This window comes from Kocuria atrinae C3-8, assembly GCF_000286355.1.
GTDB classification, from domain to species: domain Bacteria; phylum Actinomycetota; class Actinomycetes; order Actinomycetales; family Micrococcaceae; genus Kocuria; species Kocuria atrinae_A.
Window position 1 is genome coordinate 14711 of the sequence record NZ_AJXN01000110.1, and the last position, 16081, is coordinate 30791.

The 16081-nt window shown below is 63.2% G+C and carries 15 protein-coding genes and 2 pseudogenes; 8 read left to right on the plus strand and 9 right to left on the minus strand.

The window, feature by feature from the left end; translation table 11 throughout:
• The first annotated feature begins 48 nt into the window (after window positions 1–48).
• From YO9_RS0111850 to purM, 4 genes and pseudogenes are all read left to right on the plus strand, one after another.
• Complete coding sequence (locus YO9_RS0111850; RefSeq protein WP_016997674.1) at window positions 49–414, plus strand: sterol carrier family protein; 366 nt, start codon at window positions 49–51, stop codon at window positions 412–414.
• Between the two features lie 81 nt (window positions 415–495).
• Window positions 496–837: a SecY/SEC61-alpha family protein gene (locus YO9_RS0111855; RefSeq protein ID WP_016997676.1), complete on the plus strand. Its 342-nt coding sequence runs from the start codon at window positions 496–498 to the stop codon at window positions 835–837.
• A gap of 12 nt (window positions 838–849) precedes the next feature.
• Window positions 850–2393 (plus strand): annotated as a pseudogene (gene purF, locus YO9_RS0111860) (amidophosphoribosyltransferase).
• The gene (gene purM / locus YO9_RS0111865; RefSeq protein ID WP_016997680.1) at window positions 2390–3553 is read left to right on the plus strand and encodes a phosphoribosylformylglycinamidine cyclo-ligase; all 1164 of its coding nucleotides are present in this window, start codon (window positions 2390–2392) and stop codon (window positions 3551–3553) included. Before purF ends, purM begins: the two are co-directional and overlap by 4 nt.
• Before the next feature lie 178 nt (window positions 3554–3731).
• On the opposite strand, the gene YO9_RS0111870 is transcribed toward purM, so the two are convergent.
• The 4 genes from YO9_RS0111870 to YO9_RS18390 form a co-directional block, all read right to left on the minus strand.
• Window positions 3732–3932 (minus strand): DUF3073 domain-containing protein, encoded by a 201-nt coding sequence (locus YO9_RS0111870; protein WP_031273197.1) that lies wholly within the window; start codon window positions 3930–3932, stop codon window positions 3732–3734.
• Between the two features lie 321 nt (window positions 3933–4253).
• Window positions 4254–4994, minus strand: coding sequence for a hypothetical protein (locus YO9_RS0111875; protein WP_223286485.1), 741 nt, complete (start codon window positions 4992–4994; stop codon window positions 4254–4256).
• A 395-nt stretch (window positions 4995–5389) separates the two neighbouring features.
• Entirely contained in the window at window positions 5390–6073 is a 684-nt protein-coding gene (locus YO9_RS0111880) for a hypothetical protein (protein ID WP_223286486.1), read from the minus strand.
• The gene (locus tag YO9_RS18390; RefSeq protein WP_223286487.1) at window positions 6061–6450 is read right to left on the minus strand and encodes a hypothetical protein; all 390 of its coding nucleotides are present in this window, start codon (window positions 6448–6450) and stop codon (window positions 6061–6063) included. The genes YO9_RS0111880 and YO9_RS18390 overlap by 13 nt, the downstream gene beginning before the upstream one ends.
• Window positions 6451–6674: 224 nt before the next feature.
• Between YO9_RS18390 and YO9_RS0111885 the strand changes: the two are divergent.
• Window positions 6675–8508 (plus strand): annotated as a pseudogene (locus tag YO9_RS0111885) (BCCT family transporter).
• Between the two features lie 95 nt (window positions 8509–8603).
• Here the strand turns inward: YO9_RS0111885 and YO9_RS0111890 are convergent.
• Both YO9_RS0111890 and YO9_RS0111895 read right to left on the minus strand, forming a co-directional pair.
• A complete protein-coding gene (locus YO9_RS0111890) occupies window positions 8604–9638 on the minus strand; it encodes a serine hydrolase domain-containing protein (protein WP_016997689.1) in 1035 nt (344 codons plus the stop codon).
• A 12-nt stretch (window positions 9639–9650) separates the two neighbouring features.
• Window positions 9651–10226: a TetR/AcrR family transcriptional regulator gene (locus YO9_RS0111895; RefSeq protein WP_016997691.1), complete on the minus strand. Its 576-nt coding sequence runs from the start codon at window positions 10224–10226 to the stop codon at window positions 9651–9653.
• 76 nt (window positions 10227–10302) lie between these two features.
• Between YO9_RS0111895 and YO9_RS0111900 the strand changes: the two genes are divergently transcribed.
• Window positions 10303–11487 (plus strand): MFS transporter, encoded by a 1185-nt coding sequence (locus tag YO9_RS0111900; protein WP_223286488.1) that lies wholly within the window; start codon window positions 10303–10305, stop codon window positions 11485–11487.
• A 126-nt stretch (window positions 11488–11613) separates the two neighbouring features.
• Here YO9_RS0111900 and clpB read toward each other — a convergent pair whose 3' ends face one another.
• Window positions 11614–14283 (minus strand): ATP-dependent chaperone ClpB, encoded by a 2670-nt coding sequence (gene clpB / locus YO9_RS0111905; protein ID WP_016997695.1) that lies wholly within the window; start codon window positions 14281–14283, stop codon window positions 11614–11616.
• Window positions 14284–14531: 248 nt separating this feature from the next.
• On the opposite strand from clpB, the gene YO9_RS0111910 reads away from it, so the two are divergent.
• Both YO9_RS0111910 and YO9_RS0111915 read left to right on the plus strand, forming a co-directional pair.
• Window positions 14532–14765 (plus strand): hypothetical protein, encoded by a 234-nt coding sequence (locus YO9_RS0111910; protein ID WP_016997698.1) that lies wholly within the window; start codon window positions 14532–14534, stop codon window positions 14763–14765.
• A 165-nt stretch (window positions 14766–14930) separates the two neighbouring features.
• Window positions 14931–15164: a hypothetical protein gene (locus YO9_RS0111915; protein ID WP_016997699.1), complete on the plus strand. Its 234-nt coding sequence runs from the start codon at window positions 14931–14933 to the stop codon at window positions 15162–15164.
• Window positions 15165–15266: 102 nt separating this feature from the next.
• On the opposite strand, the gene YO9_RS0111920 is transcribed toward YO9_RS0111915, so the two are convergent.
• A complete protein-coding gene (locus YO9_RS0111920; RefSeq protein ID WP_262925678.1) occupies window positions 15267–15902 on the minus strand; it encodes an SDR family oxidoreductase in 636 nt (211 codons plus the stop codon).
• Window positions 15869–16048 (minus strand): SDR family NAD(P)-dependent oxidoreductase, encoded by a 180-nt coding sequence (locus YO9_RS20100; protein WP_262925679.1) that lies wholly within the window; start codon window positions 16046–16048, stop codon window positions 15869–15871. Before YO9_RS20100 ends, YO9_RS0111920 begins: the two co-directional genes overlap by 34 nt.
• Between the last annotated feature and the right edge of the window lie 33 nt (window positions 16049–16081).

A 16081-nucleotide genomic window follows, 5' to 3' on the forward strand; every position in this document is an offset into this window, starting at 1 on the left:
ATTGATCCGCTCCGACCAAATCGCAACGAATTCTGGAGGAACCGCACCGTGAGCGTGCGTCGCAAGATCAATCCCGCGGACGGAACTCTGGCACTGGCCCAGTGGCGCCAGGATCCCGAATCCACCCCGCGCAAGACCACGGCCTTGGCCGTGCGGTACTGCCTGGAGGAACTGGCCACCCGTGCGGAGGGAAATTCCGTGGAGGTGCGTGTACCGCCCTTCGGCGTGACCCAGTGCGTGGCCGGGCCTCGTCACACGCGCGGGACTCCCCCGAATGTGGTGGAGACAGATGCAGCCACCTGGCTCCGTCTTGCGACCGGACAACTCGAATGGGCGAGTGCCGTGGCGAACGGGGCCGTGGCGGCGTCGGGAACCAGGACCGACCTCTCCGACTGGTTACCGCTGTTCGACTGAACCGGTTGTCAGCAAACCCCCCCCGGCCCGCACCGACTCCCGTGTACGTGGGGCGCGGTATCCCGCGATAGCCTGGAACCCATGAGTTCCGTGCCCAACAACACCCCCGAGCCCGCTTCCCACGAGCCTTCGCGTGAGGAACGGATGACCATCCGCCGTGCGCCCAATCTGCTCGCATTCCTCATCACCGGTGCGATTCTGGGTGCCGTGGCAGGCGTTCTGTTCGGTCTACTGGGTCCCGAGTCGCAGTCCTACACCCGCGGTTCCATCATGGGATTCTTCCTGGTCATCGGACTGGTGATCGGCGCCGGTCTGGGCTCGGTGATCTCCTTGATCATCGACAAGATTTCGCTCAAGCGCAGCCGCGATGTCACCGCACAGGTTGATGACGTACACGACAGTGGTGACCGCCCCGGATCATGAGACACTGCTCTTGTGGTTCGATCCGATGGAAAACTCACTCATGACATCTTCCCCGGCGAAAAAGGCCCCCAGGACGCGTGCGGCGTTTTCGGTGTGTGGGCCCCCGGCGAGGACGTAGCCAAACTCGCATACTACGGTCTGTACGCGCTGCAGCACCGCGGACAGGAGTCCGCGGGCATTGCCACGTCCAGTGGCGAGCGCATTTCGGTTTACAAAGACATGGGCTTGGTGTCCCAGGTCTTCGACGAGACCGTCCTGAACACCCTCCAAGGGCACGTGGCCGTGGGTCACTGCCGCTACTCCACCACCGGTGGTTCCCACTGGGCCAACGCACAGCCCACCCTGGGCGCCACCCCGCACGGGACCGTAGCGCTGGCGCACAACGGCAACCTGACCAACTCTGCTGAGCTCTACGACCAGCTCATCGACAAATCCGGTTTCCCGTCCCGCGGTGAGATGGCCCAGGGCAACACCACGGACACCGCGCTGATCACGGCATTGCTGGCCGAGCATCCTCACGAGTCACTCGAGGACGCCGCCATGCATCTGCTGCCCAAGCTCACCGGCTCCTTCTGCCTGTCCTTCATGGACGAAACCACACTGTACGCCGCTCGCGACCCCCAGGGCATCCGCCCACTCGTGCTGGGTCGCTTGGAGCGCGGCTGGGTGGTCGCATCCGAAACCGCCGCCCTGGACATCGTCGGTGCCTCGCTGGTTCGCGAAATCGAGCCCGGCGAGTTCATTGCCGTGGACGAGAACGGCCTGCGCACCCGTCAGTTCGCCGAGCCCAAGCGCGCCGGTTGCGTGTTCGAGTACGTGTACCTGGCCCGCCCGGACACCACCATCAACGGCCGCTCGGTGTATGAATCCCGCGTGGAGATGGGCCGCCAGTTGGCTCGCGAGCACGCGGTCGAGGCCGATCTGGTCATGCCCACCCCCGAATCTGGCACCCCGGCGGCCATTGGTTACGCGGAAGCTTCCGGTATTCCGTTCGGGCACGGACTGGTCAAGAACTCCTACGTGGGACGCACCTTTATCCAGCCCTCGGACACCATTCGTCAGCTGGGCATCCGGCTCAAGCTCAATCCGCTGCGTTCAATCGTCGCCGGCAAGAAGCTCATTGTGGTGGACGATTCGATCGTGCGCGGCAACACCCAGCGCGCCTGGTGCGCATGCTCCGTGAGGCCGGTGCTGCCGAGATCCATATCCGAATCTCGTCCCCGCCCATCAAGTGGCCGTGCTTCTACGGCATCGATTTCGCCTCTCGTGCGGAATTGATTGCCAATGGTCTGGCCGTAGAAGACATCCGCGCCTCACTGGGTGCCGATTCCCTGGGGTACATCTCCCAGGAGGGCATGGTGGAAGCAACCAAGCAGCCGCGGGAGATCTTGTGCACCGCGTGCTTCTCGGGTACCTACCCCACCCCCTTGCCCGAAGCCGACAAGCTCGGCAAGGCTGTGCTTGAGGCACCGGGCAGCACGGTGCCGTCCTCCAAGGACACCACGACCATCGAGACCGAACCCCAAACCCCTGCCACCCAGGAGAACAGCGCATGAGCAACATCCAAGACGGCGCCAGCGCCCAGTCCGTGACCTACGCGAGCGCCGGAGTGGACGTTGAAGCCGGCGATCGCGCCGTGGAACTCATGAAGTCCGCGGTCAAGGCAACGCACTCGACCAACGTGGTCGGTGGCGTGGGCGGGTTCGCCGGACTCTACGACGTCTCGGAGCTCACCAAGTACCGCAAGCCCTACCTGGCGACCTCCACGGACGGTGTAGGCACCAAGGTTGCCATCGCTCAGAGCCTGGACATCCACGACACCATCGGCTGGGACCTGGTCGGCATGGTCGTGGACGACATCGTGGTGGTGGGCGCCAAGCCGCTGTTCATGACCGACTACATCGCGACCGGCAAGGTGGTACCGGAACGCATCGCGGACATCGTGCGTGGCATTGCCGCAGCGTGCGACGCCGCCGAAACCTCCTTGGTCGGTGGCGAGACCGCCGAGCACCCGGGCCTGCTCGCTCCGGACGAGTACGACGTCGCCGGAGCTGCCACCGGCGTGATCGAGGCCGACGAGCTGCTCGGCCCGGACCGCGTGAAGTCCGGCGACGTGATCATCGGCATGGCCTCCTCCGGCATTCACTCCAACGGTTACTCCCTGGTGCGCCGCGTGATCAACGTGGCCGGTTGGCAGTTGGAACGTCAGGTGTCCGAACTCGGCCGCACCCTGGGTGAAGAACTGCTCGAACCCACGCGGGTTTACGCCGCGGACGTCTTGGATCTGGCACGGACCTTCCCCGTCAACGGTGAAGACGGGCAGACTGGCCACGGCGTGCGCGGTTTCTCACACGTGACCGGCGGCGGTTTGGCCGCGAACCTGGCCCGCGTACTACCCGCCGGATTGCAGGCCACCGTGGATCGCTCCACGTGGGAGTTGCCCGCGATCTTCCAGTTGGTCGGCCAGCTGGGCAACGTTCCCCAGGCCGATCTGGAACGCACGCTCAACCTGGGCGTGGGCATGGTGGCAATCGTCGATCCCTCAGTCGCGGACGCTGCGGTGGAGCACCTCAACAAGCGCGGTGTGAACTCCTGGATCATGGGCCAGGTGGGCCCCGTGGAGCCGTCCGCCAAGGACGCCGGACTCGACTGGGTCCAGGGCGCCAAGGGCGTGGACGGCGGCGGCGTGCTCATGACGGGCAAGTACGCCAACTGAGTCATTCCCGGAGCGGGATTAAAAGCGCACAAGGAACCGCCCCAACCACTCGTGGTGTGGGGCGGTTCCTTGTGAACTACAACGTCCTTGGACCCGAAACGTGGTGTTCCACGTTCGCGTGACGCATGCGCTGTACTGACGGTCGTGCGGGCCTCAGTGGGTTTCCGCGTGAACCAGGTCAGTCGTAGTCGGAGTACTTCTCCGCGTAGGCCGAGTAATCATCTTCTTCCTCGTGACGATCCTCGTGGTCTACGGCTCGGGAGGACGGTTTGTTGGACCGCAGCTCGCGCTGCAGCGCCGAGTAGTCGGTTTGCGGGCTGAAGTACTTCATCTCCCGCGCCTGCCGTGTCGCCTTCGCCTTTTGACGGCCGCGCCCCATGGCGTGACCCCCTCTGCGTCTCGTGTCCGATGGGCGGCACTGTTCAACGCACTGCGCACACAGTACGGCCCCGGAGTATCTTGTCAGTTTTTCGTAGGTCCAGGTTACATGCTTTACGCGGGCTTCGCGCACCCGTGACCGCTTGAGGTTCAACCGATCGCTCCCTGGACCCCCAAGAAGGGTATATGACCCGATCGGCATGTGACGAGAAACTCATCCGCCGGGGTTATTCGAACGGTACCCGCTCGTAGCTGAGGACGTCCTCACGTGCGGGCTTCTTCCCCGAGGCCGCACCCGGGGTTTCCGGATTCACGGTGAACCTCATGTAGTTGTCCGCGGCATCATCACCGTCCACGGTGATTCTGTGCAGGTTGGGCACTGGATCTTGCCCGTAAACATCCAGCCAGCTTGATCCCTCGGCCAGCGGGTAATCGTCATTGAATACGTGCGAATCTCCGTTGATGAGGTACACGGGCTTGCTGAAGTCCCGGGACAGCCGCGAGATCTCATCGACCGTCTCCTGGAAGCACTGTGGGTCTCGGCCGTGGGGTCCTCGTAGGAAGGGTCGAACATGTCGGCCTGGGTCATGATCACGACTGCCCGGCGGTGCTTCTGTTCTGCCGCGGCGAAGGCCTCGCGGATGACCTCCAGATTGTTCTCGGTGCGGGCTCGCTCTTCAGCCAGTTGCTCGGCAGTGGGCTCGCTCAAACCGAGGCCCGTCCACGGCAGCAGTCCGTTGTTGGAGCCCTGAACGTTGATGACGCCAAAGCTCAGACCTTTCTGCTCGAAGGTTGAGTTCTCGGGGAATCCCGCGTTCGCCTGCGAATCCAGGTGCATGTTCTTTCCGCCCAGCGTGTGATGGGGCTCGGCGAAGAAGATGTGCCGCAGCACCGACATCCGTTCCAACGGGTTGTACGAGCCGTTGTTCACACGGTGGCAGTCCGTCCAGTCGTTGTCACCGGGTGTAAAGACGAATGGCATCGCGAAACTCTCGAAATGCGAATGGATGGTCTTGAAGTAGTCGGTATCGCAGCGCTGCGATCCCGCTTTGATATCGCCCACGTGGCTACGAAACGCAGCGATTTGTCCTGATTCATCTGGTCGATCTGTGCGGGGAACTCGGCCAATGCGTCCGCGCCGTACGGGGTGTCTCCAATGACCCCGAAGGAATACTGGTTGCCGTTGGCCTTACCGTGCGCCGGTGCGGCATGAGCCGGCGCGACCGCGCCTACCGCGAGCGCCGCGGTGATCATTGCGGTTGAAACTCGAACCGCGAATCGACTGTGTTGTGCCATGTTCGTCCCCCTGAGATGAGTGAGCTGCCCCCGGGGCTCACTTCCCGAGCCCCGGGGGCAGCGTAAGTCCGGCACGCAACGCCCCAGTGAACGCCAGTCGAACAGTAGTGGCGGGCAATATTCGGGGAGAGTCGGCCGGTTCGATCCGACCAGCTGGTCGGTTTATGGCGCGAAGCTGACCCTTTCATGACTGATCGAGCGCCCCGGGGATGTCGTGCCACTCCCAGCAGCTCCCGCGAGCTGCGGACCCACCGTGATCTTCAAGTAGTTGTTGGCCTTGTTGTCACCGTCCACCGTGATGCGGTGCAGATTGGGCTCGGGTTCTTGCCCGTAGACACCCAGCCAACGTGACCCTGCTGCCAAGGGGTCGTCCGAGTTGTACTCGTGTGAATCCCCGTTGATCAGGTACACCGGTTTCCCGAAGTCCCTCGACAACCGCGCAATCTCCGCCACGGTGCTCCGATACCCCTTATGGGTGTTGGCCGTGGGGTTGGGATGACCCGGACCGAACATATCCGCGTGGGTCAGGATGACCACGGCGGGGTGGTTTTCACGTTTGGCCCGGTCGAATGACTCGCGCAGAACTTTGATGTTGTTGGCCGTACGAGCCTCCAACTCCGCGGTCTGTCGCGCATTGGCTGTCTTGTAACCCCAGTCGTACCAGGGAGCCAGACCATTACCCGATCCCGTCACATTGATCACCGCGAAGCTCACGCCGCGGTGGTGGAAAGACGAATTCTCCGGGTAGCCCGCATCCACCTGGGTGGGGATGTAGCGCTTGTCCTGCCCGAGAGTCCGGTTCCGCTGGTCGAAGAACAGGTTACGCAGAACGGTCAGCCTCTCCATGGGGTTGTACCCGCCATTGGTGTCACGGTGGCAGTCCGCCCAATCATTGTCGCCCGGGGTGAACACCACGGGGGCGGCGAACTCGTCGAAGCGATCGCGAATCGACTTGAAGTAGGCCCAGTTGCACCGCTGTGATCCGTTCTTGATATCACCACGTGCGCCACGAACTCCAGCGACGAGTCCCGGTTCATCTCTTGAACCTGCTGCGGGAACTTCTCCGTGAAGGTCGGATTGTTGGGGGTATCCCCCAGTACCGCGAACGAGAAAGAGTCGTCACCGGCATCTGCGGCCGCGGCAGGCATGGCGTTGACGAACATGAACGACGCCGCGGCGAAAGCCAGGGTCGAACGGATCATGGATCGATATTGAATTGTCATGTTGGTTCCCCATCGAACGTGAAATTGCCCACTCCCCCGGGTCAGTTCCAGCCCTTCATGAGCATATTGACCGCACCTACTCGCCGGTTAGCGCCTTTTCGGCGGACATCTTTATGTCTCTGCCGCACTTCAACAAGTCGCTGGCGGGCTCGTAGAACCCTGTAAGGTCTTGGGGTCCGGGCGGTTACATCCGTCGCCTTTCAGTTCAGAACGCAGGTTCCGTTATGAGCTCATCGTCCCGTCCGGCCTCCGGGTCCGACGACTCCACCGCCAGTTACCCCCACGACACTCACCCGGGCCTGGTTCCCGGTGTTTCTGTAGAGGAGCAGCGGGTCCGCTACCGCACCGACAAGATCACCTTTGGTGTGGCCGGTGCCCTGATCGTGGGCTTCGTGGTGTGGGGTGCGGTGTCCACCGAAACCCTGACCCAGGTCGCTTCCGCGGCACTTACCGGAGTGGTCACGTACGGCGGCTGGGTCTTCACGCTGCTGGCTGCCGTGGTGTTGCTGTTCCTGCTCTACGTGGGCTTCTCCCGTTACGGCCGGATCCCGCTCGGTAAGGACGGCGAAGCTCCCGCTTACTCCATGGGTTCCTGGATCGCGATGCTCTTTGCCGCGGGTATGGGTGTGGGCCTGATCTTCTTTGGCGTGTACGAGCCGATCACCTATTACATGACGCCGCCGCCGGGTCGCGCGGAAGCGGAAACGTATCAGGCGATGCACTCGGCCATGGCGCAGACCATCTTCCACTGGGGCCTGCAGGCCTGGGCGATTTACGCCTGGTGGGCGCGGCCGTTGGTTACGCCGCTTACCGCCGCGGCCGTCCGCTGCTGATGTCCGCCATCTTCGGACAGCGTGCCCACCTGACCGTGGGCGGGCGTTTGATCGACACCTTTGCGATCATCGGCATCCTGTTCGCCACCTCCGCTTCCCTGGGGCTGGGCACCCTGCAGATCGGTAGTGGTCTGCAGATCGTCACCGGCTTGGGCGAGGTGGGCAACGGCCTGCTGATCGGCATCATTGCCGTACTGACCTGTGTGTTCTTGATTTCTGCCGTCTCGGGCGTGGCCAAGGGCATTCGTCGCCTGTCCAACTTCAACATGGTCCTGGCGGCCGTCGTCGCGTTCTTCCTGTTCGTGGCCGGACCCACCGTGTTCTTGCTGAACTTCATCCCTTCCGTGGTCGGAACGTACTTCGGCGAGATGTTCCAGATGATCTCAATGTCCGCGTCCTGGGGGCCCGAAGCCGAAGAGTTCATGCGCTACTGGACCCTGTTCTACTGGGCCTGGTGGGTTTCCTGGGCGCCTTCGTAGGTGTCTTCGTGGCACGCATTTCGCGCGGCCGCACCCTGCGCCAGTACGTGACCGTGGTGCTTCTGGCACCCACCCTGATCTGCGTGCTCGCGTTCTCCATTTTCGGCGGCACCGCCATTTGGCTGCAGCGTTCCGGCACGGACATCGCCAGCGCCGCCTCTCCCGAAGAAATGCTCTTCCTGATGCTGGGTGCGCTGCCCCTGAGCCAGATCACGCCCATCGCCATCATCATCCTGTTGTCCGTCTTCTTCATCACGTCCGCGGACTCCGCGACCCTGGTGATGGCGTCCATGTCGCAGCAGGGTAAGCCCCACCCGGACAAGAAGATCACCATCTTTTGGGGCCTCGCGCTGGCCGGTGTTTCCTCGGTGATGCTTCTGGTGGGTGGTTCGGATGCACTGCAGGGTCTCCAGGATCTGGTGACCGTTGCGGCGTTACCGTTCGCACTCATCCTGCTCGCGTTGATCCCCGCATTCCTACGGGATCTGAGCACCGATCCCATGAGCCTGCGCCACCGTTACGCGCGCAAGGCACTGGACAACGCGGTCCGCCAGGGTATGGACCAGCACGGTGACGACTTCGCCATTGAAATCCGTCACGAGAACGGCCCGGCCGCCGCGGGTCACGACGTGGATTCCACCTCGGAGCGCATCAGTGCCTGGTATCAGCGCACTGACGAGGACGATCGCCCGGTGGATTACGACTACCGCGAGGACAAGTACGTGGAGGACGAACCCTCCAAGTAACGTCCTCACGCTGCACAGCGCCGGTGGCCACCCTTTCGAGGACGGTCACCGGCGCTTTCTGCATTCCTCCCCGCCAACGACGCCGCTCGCGCCACCTATCGCGCGAACGCGTTGAGGTACCGGTAGACGTATTCGAACGGGACGCCCGACATCTGGTTCACAGTGCCCACAATGTAGGTCTCGTACGAAGGGCAGTAGAAGGCGAAACTTCCCGTGGATCCCGAGTGACCCACGATGGCCGGGGCTGGGAAAAGTGGCGACAACAACCGCGGGACGGCCAGTCGCATCACTCCGGGACCGTACTGCAGCGGCCCGTACTGTGTCCGCCGCCAATCAGGGTTCGTCAGGTGTTCGCGCGAAAACAGTGCGCCTTCCATGAACGCGCGCAAGAAGACCATGAGATCCGATGCCGATGCCACCACTCCCCCGGAACCGTGCTGGGACGAGAGGTAGCGCGTGAAGGTGACGGGGCGGCGTCGTCGGAAGACCGGGGCCGGGTCGCTCGTGTCTGTGTGGACCAGGCCCGTGCGATGCAGACCAAGGGGCTCCAGGATGAACCCCTTGAGCAACTGGTCGTAGGGCGTGTCCGTGGCCCGTTCGAGAAGCAAGGCCAGCAGGTCGGCGTTGGTATCCGAATAGTGGGCCCTGTGACCCGACCCGGGCGGGAACTTCCCGGGCACACGGCGGTGAAGATCGAGCACGTCGGAAAGCGGGACCTCACGATCCCGCTGCAGGATCTGCTTCTCAATGGACGGCGCCCCGTTGACGCTGGCCGTTTCCAAGTTGGGAAGGCCGGACGTGTGCGTCACGAGATGACGCAGGGTGATCCAAGCGCCGTAGTCGCGGCCCTTGATCGTATGGATCCCGCGCATCGTGTCCGCGCCGACCCACGGTTCAGCTAGCTGGTCGAGCGCAAGAATGCCCCGATCCACGAGCGCGTAGGCGATCGCGTGAACGAAGAGCTTGCTGATGGAAGCGGTGATGAAGCGATCATCGAGGCCCATGCGATGGGTGGTCGCGGTGTGGCGTCGGGAGCCGTCCGCGCTCTCCAGGAGGACTACCGCATGATGCACGGAGTTCCGCGAGCGCAGCACATCGTCCACGCGGGCCAGACTCGAGGTCGCACTCATGGGGTGTCCTTTCTAAGAGCGATAGGAGGCAGCGAGAGCCTCTGCGGATCGACGACCCACCGATATCGGATCTGCGGGATCACCTCGGAGGAACGAGGCCAGAACGCCCGAGTACATGAGTTCCACGGCATCAGCCAATTCCGCGGCTCGATCTCCGGCCAAGGGACGCGACAGGTGAAGCAGGCGTTTTCTCAGTAGTGCCGAGTCCGCATCCAGAACTGTACGAACCGGTTTCGGAGGGTTCGAAATCTCCGAGGCGGTCGCGAGAAACGCGCACCACCGCGCGGAGACCCGCTCGCCATCGCGATACGCGAGGAGGGCGTCGAAGATCGCCAGCAACCGGGACGTGTCGTCGGAGGCCTCGGCAATATGGGCATCCCAGACGGCCTGCCAGTTGGCCAGCCGACCTTCGAGCGCCTCCGCCAGCAGCCCATCCTTGCTACCGAACTGTGCGTAGAGCGTTGCCGCGGAGGTCTCCGCCTCGCGCAAAAGATCGTCCACCGGGGTCGCTTGGACGCCGCGAGTGAACAGCAATCGATCCGCTGCGCGCAGCAGTCGGGTCCGCGCCGGAGCTCTCGTCACCATCATCAGGTCAACTCTAAACCTCGAAAACTAAAACGTACGTTACTGTATCCATGACGGTCGTTTTCAAATGGAGTCCACCGTGCGCCTCATCCTCAGCAGCATGGGACTCATAGCGGCCACGTACGGCTTGGCGCGGTTCGGGTACGGACTGTTTCTTCCACAGTTCCAGGCTGCTTTCGATCTCGACGGAGCCACGGCCGGCATGATTCAGGCGGGCAGTTTCCTGTCTTACTGCCTGGCCGCAACGATTGCGGTTCCGGGCGCCAGATGGCCACGTGCTCTCGTGGTCAGTGCAGGAGCCTCGGCTTCTTTGGGTTCGGCGCTGATCGCGATGGCCCCGAATGCCACAGCATTGGGAATCGGAGTTGTCGTGGCCGGCGCGGGGGCCGGTTTCGCTACCCCGGGTACGGTGGGCCTGATCTCGCGATTGGTTGGCGAGGCCGGCAGAGAACGCGCACAGACGACGGTGAATTCAGGAACGGGCGTGGGTCTTGTCGCCGCCGGCCTATTGTTGGCCGGCACGACCGAGAATTGGCGCACCGGCTGGATCATCATTGCTGTCACGGCCACCCTTGCCACGATCGCCACACTTACCTCGGCTCGCTCCGGAGATCCCAGGCCTGCCCCACGCTCTGGTGAACCGGCGGCCATCGCACGCCCTCGCCCGCGAGACTTTCTTGCCCTGCGACGCGTGGTGGCCATTGCCCTCTGCTCGGGTGCCGGCAGTGCCGCTGTATGGACCTTTGGTCGGACCGCTCTCGACGGCGCTTCACCGGGCTCTTTCCCCGCACAGTCCTATTCGGTCACAGCCTGGATCCTGCTGGGCGCCATGAGTGTTGCCGGTGCACTGGCCGCCAGGCTCGTTCAGCGGTGGTCCCTGACCGTGGCATGGTCCGTCACCAATCTGACCATGCTGCTCGGCACGGTGGGCATCGGTTTACTGCCAGGGCAACCGGTGATCGCCTTTGCCGCCATCTCCTTGTTCGGTGTCGGTTACACCGCCATGACCGGCGTCCTCATCATCTGGGCTATGCGCTTGACTCCTCACACCCCGGCAGCGAGCACGGTTGTCCTGTTCGTGGCGCTCGCCCTTGGACAGGCCATGGGGGCTTGGCTGCTCGGTGCGCTGCAGGACTTCAGTTCCACATCCGTGATGTTCCTGGCAGCCACGGCCATCGGTGCAGTCGCGATCGCGGCGCAACCTCGGTCCGTTCGCTCCCATCGATCCGAACCGGTTCACGCAGCGATGGGTAAGTCCCACTGAACGTCGCGCTCCAGCACACTCGTTTTTCCCACATGCGAAACGCGCCGGTGGTGCCCATGATCGGGCACCACCGGCGCGTTATCGCACCAGTCAGGCTGGGTTCGCACCCCACCTGATCAGCGTGGTTCAGTCCTCGACGATCTCCGCGTCCACGACATCGTCGTCATTGTCGCTGGAAGGCGACCCTGCGGCGTCGTCGTGGGAGGACGTGACCGTCAGACCCTCGGTGGCAACGTCCGGGTTGACGTCCACGACCACCGTGTCGCCGTCCACGATGTTGCCGGAGAGCAAGCCGCGAGCCAGGCGATCGCCGATCTCGCGCTGCACCAGGCGGCGCAAGGGGCGGGCGCCGTAGGCCGGGTCGTAACCGGCCAGGCCCAACCACTCGCTTGCCGCGGGCGTGACGTCCAGGGTCAAGCGACGCGGCTCGAGGCGCTTGGCCAGCTGAGCCACCTGAATGTCCACGATCTTGGCCAGGTCCTCGACCGACAGCGGATCGAACATGATGATGTCGTCCAGGCGGTTCAGGAACTCCGGCTTGAACGAGGCGTTGACCACGTTCATGACCGCTTCTTCCTTCTGCTCGATGTCCAGGTTCGGATCGACCAGGAACTGGCTACCCATGTTGGACGTCAGAATCAGAATCACGTTGCGGAAGTCCACGGTGCGGCCCTGACCGTCAGTCAGGCGACCGTCGTCGAGGACCTGCAGGAGGATGTCGAAGACCTCGGGGTGAGCCTTCTCCACCTCGTCCAGCAGGACCACCGAATACGGACGACGGCGCACGGCCTCGGTCAGCTGGCCGCCCTCGTCGTAACCGACGTAGCCCGGAGGGGCACCGACCAGACGGGAGAGGGAGTGCTTCTCCGAGTACTCGGACATGTCGATGCGGATCAGGGCGCGCTCGTCGTCGAACTGGAAGTCCGCCAGGGACTTGGCCAGCTCGGTCTTACCGACACCCGTGGGGCCCAGGAACAGGAACGAACCAATGGGACGGTCCGGATCGGAGATCCCGGCACGCGAGCGACGGACGGCATCCGCCACGGCGTGTACCGCGGGCTTCTGACCGATCAGGCGCTTACCGAGGATCTCCTCCATGTCGAGGAGCTTCTCGGATTCGCCCTGCAGCATCTTGCCTGCGGGGATACCGGTCCAGGCGGAAATCACCTCGGCAATGTCATCCGCGGTGACCTCTTCCGAGACCATTGTGTCCTCAGCGATGTCACCGGCTTGTTCCTCTTGCGCCTGCGCGGCATCCAAGTCCTTCTGCAGACTCGGGATCTCGCCGTACAGCAGTCGCGAGGCCTCACCCAGGTCACCATTGCGCTGAGCGCGGTCGGCCTGCGAGCGCAGGTCGTCGATCTTGGCCTTGAGGTCACCCACGCGGTTCAGACCGGCTTTCTCGGCCTCCCAACGAGCATTGAGCGCATCCAGTTCGGCCCGCTTGTCCGCCATGTCCTGGCGAAGCGCGGCAAGACGTTCGACGGACGCCGGGTCCGTCTCGTCCTCAAGCGCCAGTTCCTCCATGGTCAAGCGATCCACCTGACGGCGCAGCTGGTCGATCTCCTCCGGAGCGGAGTCGATCTCCATGCGCAACCGCGAAGCGGCCTCGTCCACCAGGTCGATGGCCTTGTCCGGCAGCTGACGGCTGGGGATGTAGCGGTTGGACAGCGTGGCGGCGGCAACCAGTGCCGAGTCAGCGATCTGCACCTTGTGGTGCGCCTCGTAGCGTTCCTTGAGACCACGCAGGATGGCCACGGTGTCCTCCACCGACGGCTCACCCACGTAGACCTGCTGGAAACGACGCTCCAAGGCGGCGTCCTTCTCGATGTTCTGGCGGTACTCGTCCAGAGTGGTGGCACCGATCAGGCGCAGCTCACCGCGGGCCAGCATGGGCTTGAGCATGTTTCCCGCGTCCATGGAACCCTCGGAGGCTCCGGCGCCGACCACGGTGTGGATCTCGTCGATGAAGGTCACGATCTGACCCTCTGACTGCTTGATCTCATCCAGGACGGCCTTGAGCCGCTCCTCGAATTCACCGCGATACTTGGCACCGGCGACCATCGAACCCAGATCCAGCGAGATCAGGGTCTTGTCGCGCAAGGACTCCGGCACGTCACCGGCAACCATGCGCTGAGCCAGGCCCTCAACCACGGCCGTCTTACCGACACCGGGTTCACCAATCAGCACGGGGTTGTTCTTGGTACGGCGGGACAGCACCTGCACCACGCGACGGATTTCGGAGTCACGGCCGATGACCGGGTCCAACTTTCCGTCACGGGCTACCGCGGTGAGGTCCGTGCCGTACTTCTCCAGGGACTGGAAAGTTCCTTCCGGGTCCGGGCTGGTGACCTTGCGATCCCCGCGGACGGCAGGGATCACCCGGCGAAGCTCGGCCGGTCCAGCACCCGCCTGCTCCAGGGCGTCAGCGGCCTTGTCGCTGCCGGACGCGATACCGAAGAGCAGGTGCTCGGTGGAGACGTACTCGTCCCCGAGCTCGCGCGCGTAATTCTCGGCAGCCTGCAGTGCTTGCAGTCCTGCGCGATTGAGTTGCGCCTGCGCGGTGTTCGAGCCGGAGGCACTGGGCAATTGGCTGATGATGTCGCTGGCCTTGACCGACACGGCGTCAGCGTTGGCGCCGGTGGCCTTGAGGACGGCCACGGCCACACCCTCGCGCTGATCCATCAGCGCCTTGAGCAAGTGTGCCGGTTCAATTTGCGGATTACCCGCGGTCGAGGCGTTCGTGGCCGCTGCGGCCAACGCCTCTTGAGACTTAGTAGTGAATTTAGTGTCCACAGCAGCTCCTCTGGTTGTGATCGTAGTTAGTTCAGTTAAGTTGAGTCTACTACGCTCAACTCTGGATGTGAAGGGGTTTTTGTCCTAAAAAGCAAATCGATGGGTGTGATCCGCATGACCCCACCCCCAGGTTCGCCGCTCGTAGCAGAAAAATTAATATGCACCCTTATTAACAGCGCAATGATCTGTAGCCTTACGAAATCGACCATGCGTTGTATGAAAGGTGCCACGATCAGGCCTCCTACCGTATGGATCAGGCCGGTAACGCCGTCAGCAATGCACCGGCCACCGCCAAGAAAGCCGCACAGGACATCGCGCAGGACTTGAAGGAACCGGCCAAGCAGGCCGCACAGTCCGTCAAGGAGACCGCTCAGTCCGGCGCGGAAGAGGTCAAGTCCCAGGGTCAGCAGGAGGCCGGCCAGCTCAAGGGCTCGGCTCAGGACTCCGCCAAGAACGTCAAGAACAACACGAACCAGGGCTAATACCTGACCGTTGCTCTTGAGGAAGAAGGCCCCTGACCGACAACGGTCAGGGGTTTTCTTCTCGTCCACTGAGCACCAGTTAGTGCATTAAGATCATTAGTAGACATATTCCATGGGTGTCGGGCTGTTCCAGCACGTCGCCTGCCGTTTCCGAAGGGACCCACCGTGGACAGCGATTCCCCGTCAGAACAGCCCGCTCCGCGCAAATCGAGCAAGTTCCGCCGCTTCGACAACTTCGTCATGCGATTCGTGGGCCCCGCCAACCGAAGCTCCATGAACCTGCGCGGCAACACGGAGATGAGCGACGAGGCCAAGGACTGGTACGACAATCTCCAGAACGACTTCGAGATGGTCAAGGACGCCAACGGCCACACCTATCTGCGCCGCCGCGGCAAATGAGCCCTGAGAGCCAGTAGAACCACAACTGCCCCGCCCATCCCTGAGATGCGCGGGGCAGTCTTGTGAGCGACGTCGGCGAACAGGCCGACGCCGCCGCCATCGTTAGTACTTGGCCGACTGGCCGCCGTCGATGGGGAGGACGGTGCCGTTGACGAACGGCGCCTCCCCGGACAGGAAGAACGCGACGACCGAGGCGACTTCCTCGGGCTTACCAAAGCGCTTGAACGGGTTCACGGACACGAACTGCATACCCGCTTCCTCCCAGTTCTCGGGATCCATCTGCTTGAGAGACGCCTCGACCATGGCGGTCATGATGGCGCCCGGGGCAATGGCGTTGATCGTGATGCCGTACTGGCCGTACTCGACCGCCGAGTTGCGTGTCAGGCCCACCACGCCGTGCTTGGAGGCGGAGTAACCGGACTGGTTGCCCACGCCGCGGATGCCGCCCACGGAGGCGCAGTTCAGAATCGAACCGTAGCCCTGCTCACGCATCACTTTGAGGACCGCGGCCATTCCGTAGAACACGCCGTTGAGGTTGACGGCCAGCACCTTGGAGAATTCATCGGCACCGAAGTCTTCGGTGAGGTTCTGACGTCCTTCGATGCCGGCGTTGTTGAAGAAGCCGTCGATCTTGCCGAACTCGTTGACGGTCGCGTCCACGTACTTCTGGACCTGCACCTCATCGGAGACGTCCGCGGCCATGGTCAGGATCTTGGCCTTGGGTGCGGCTTCGAGCACCAGAGCTTGGCGGCCTCCAGGGCATCTTCGTTGAGGTCCACGAGGACCAGGTTGGCGCCCTCGGAGCCGATGCGAACGGCGGATTCCAGACCCAGGCCGGATGCTGCGCCGGTGATGATCACTACTTTGTCGGTGAATCGTGCCATGTGATGTCCTTTCCTAGCCGGAGAGGCTGGTGG

Excerpts from the sequence above, each read along its gene's own strand:
- YO9_RS0111910 (WP_016997698.1), top strand. The coding sequence starts at position 14,532 with ATGGATCAGGCCGGTAACGCCGTCAGCAATGCACCGGCCACCGCCAAG.
- YO9_RS0111855 (WP_016997676.1), top strand. The coding sequence starts at position 496 with ATGAGTTCCGTGCCCAACAACACCCCCGAGCCCGCTTCCCACGAGCCT.
- YO9_RS20100 (WP_262925679.1), bottom strand. The coding sequence starts at position 16,048 with ATGGCACGATTCACCGACAAAGTAGTGATCATCACCGGCGCAGCATCC.
- YO9_RS0111870 (WP_031273197.1), bottom strand. The coding sequence starts at position 3,932 with ATGGGGCGCGGCCGTCAAAAGGCGAAGGCGACACGGCAGGCGCGGGAG.
- YO9_RS0111895 (WP_016997691.1), bottom strand. The coding sequence starts at position 10,226 with ATGATGGTGACGAGAGCTCCGGCGCGGACCCGACTGCTGCGCGCAGCG.
- YO9_RS0111880 (WP_223286486.1), bottom strand. The coding sequence starts at position 6,073 with ATGGAGAGGCTGACCGTTCTGCGTAACCTGTTCTTCGACCAGCGGAAC.
- purM (WP_016997680.1), top strand. The coding sequence starts at position 2,390 with ATGAGCAACATCCAAGACGGCGCCAGCGCCCAGTCCGTGACCTACGCG.
- YO9_RS18390 (WP_223286487.1), bottom strand. The coding sequence starts at position 6,450 with ATGACAATTCAATATCGATCCATGATCCGTTCGACCCTGGCTTTCGCC.
- YO9_RS0111890 (WP_016997689.1), bottom strand. The coding sequence starts at position 9,638 with ATGAGTGCGACCTCGAGTCTGGCCCGCGTGGACGATGTGCTGCGCTCG.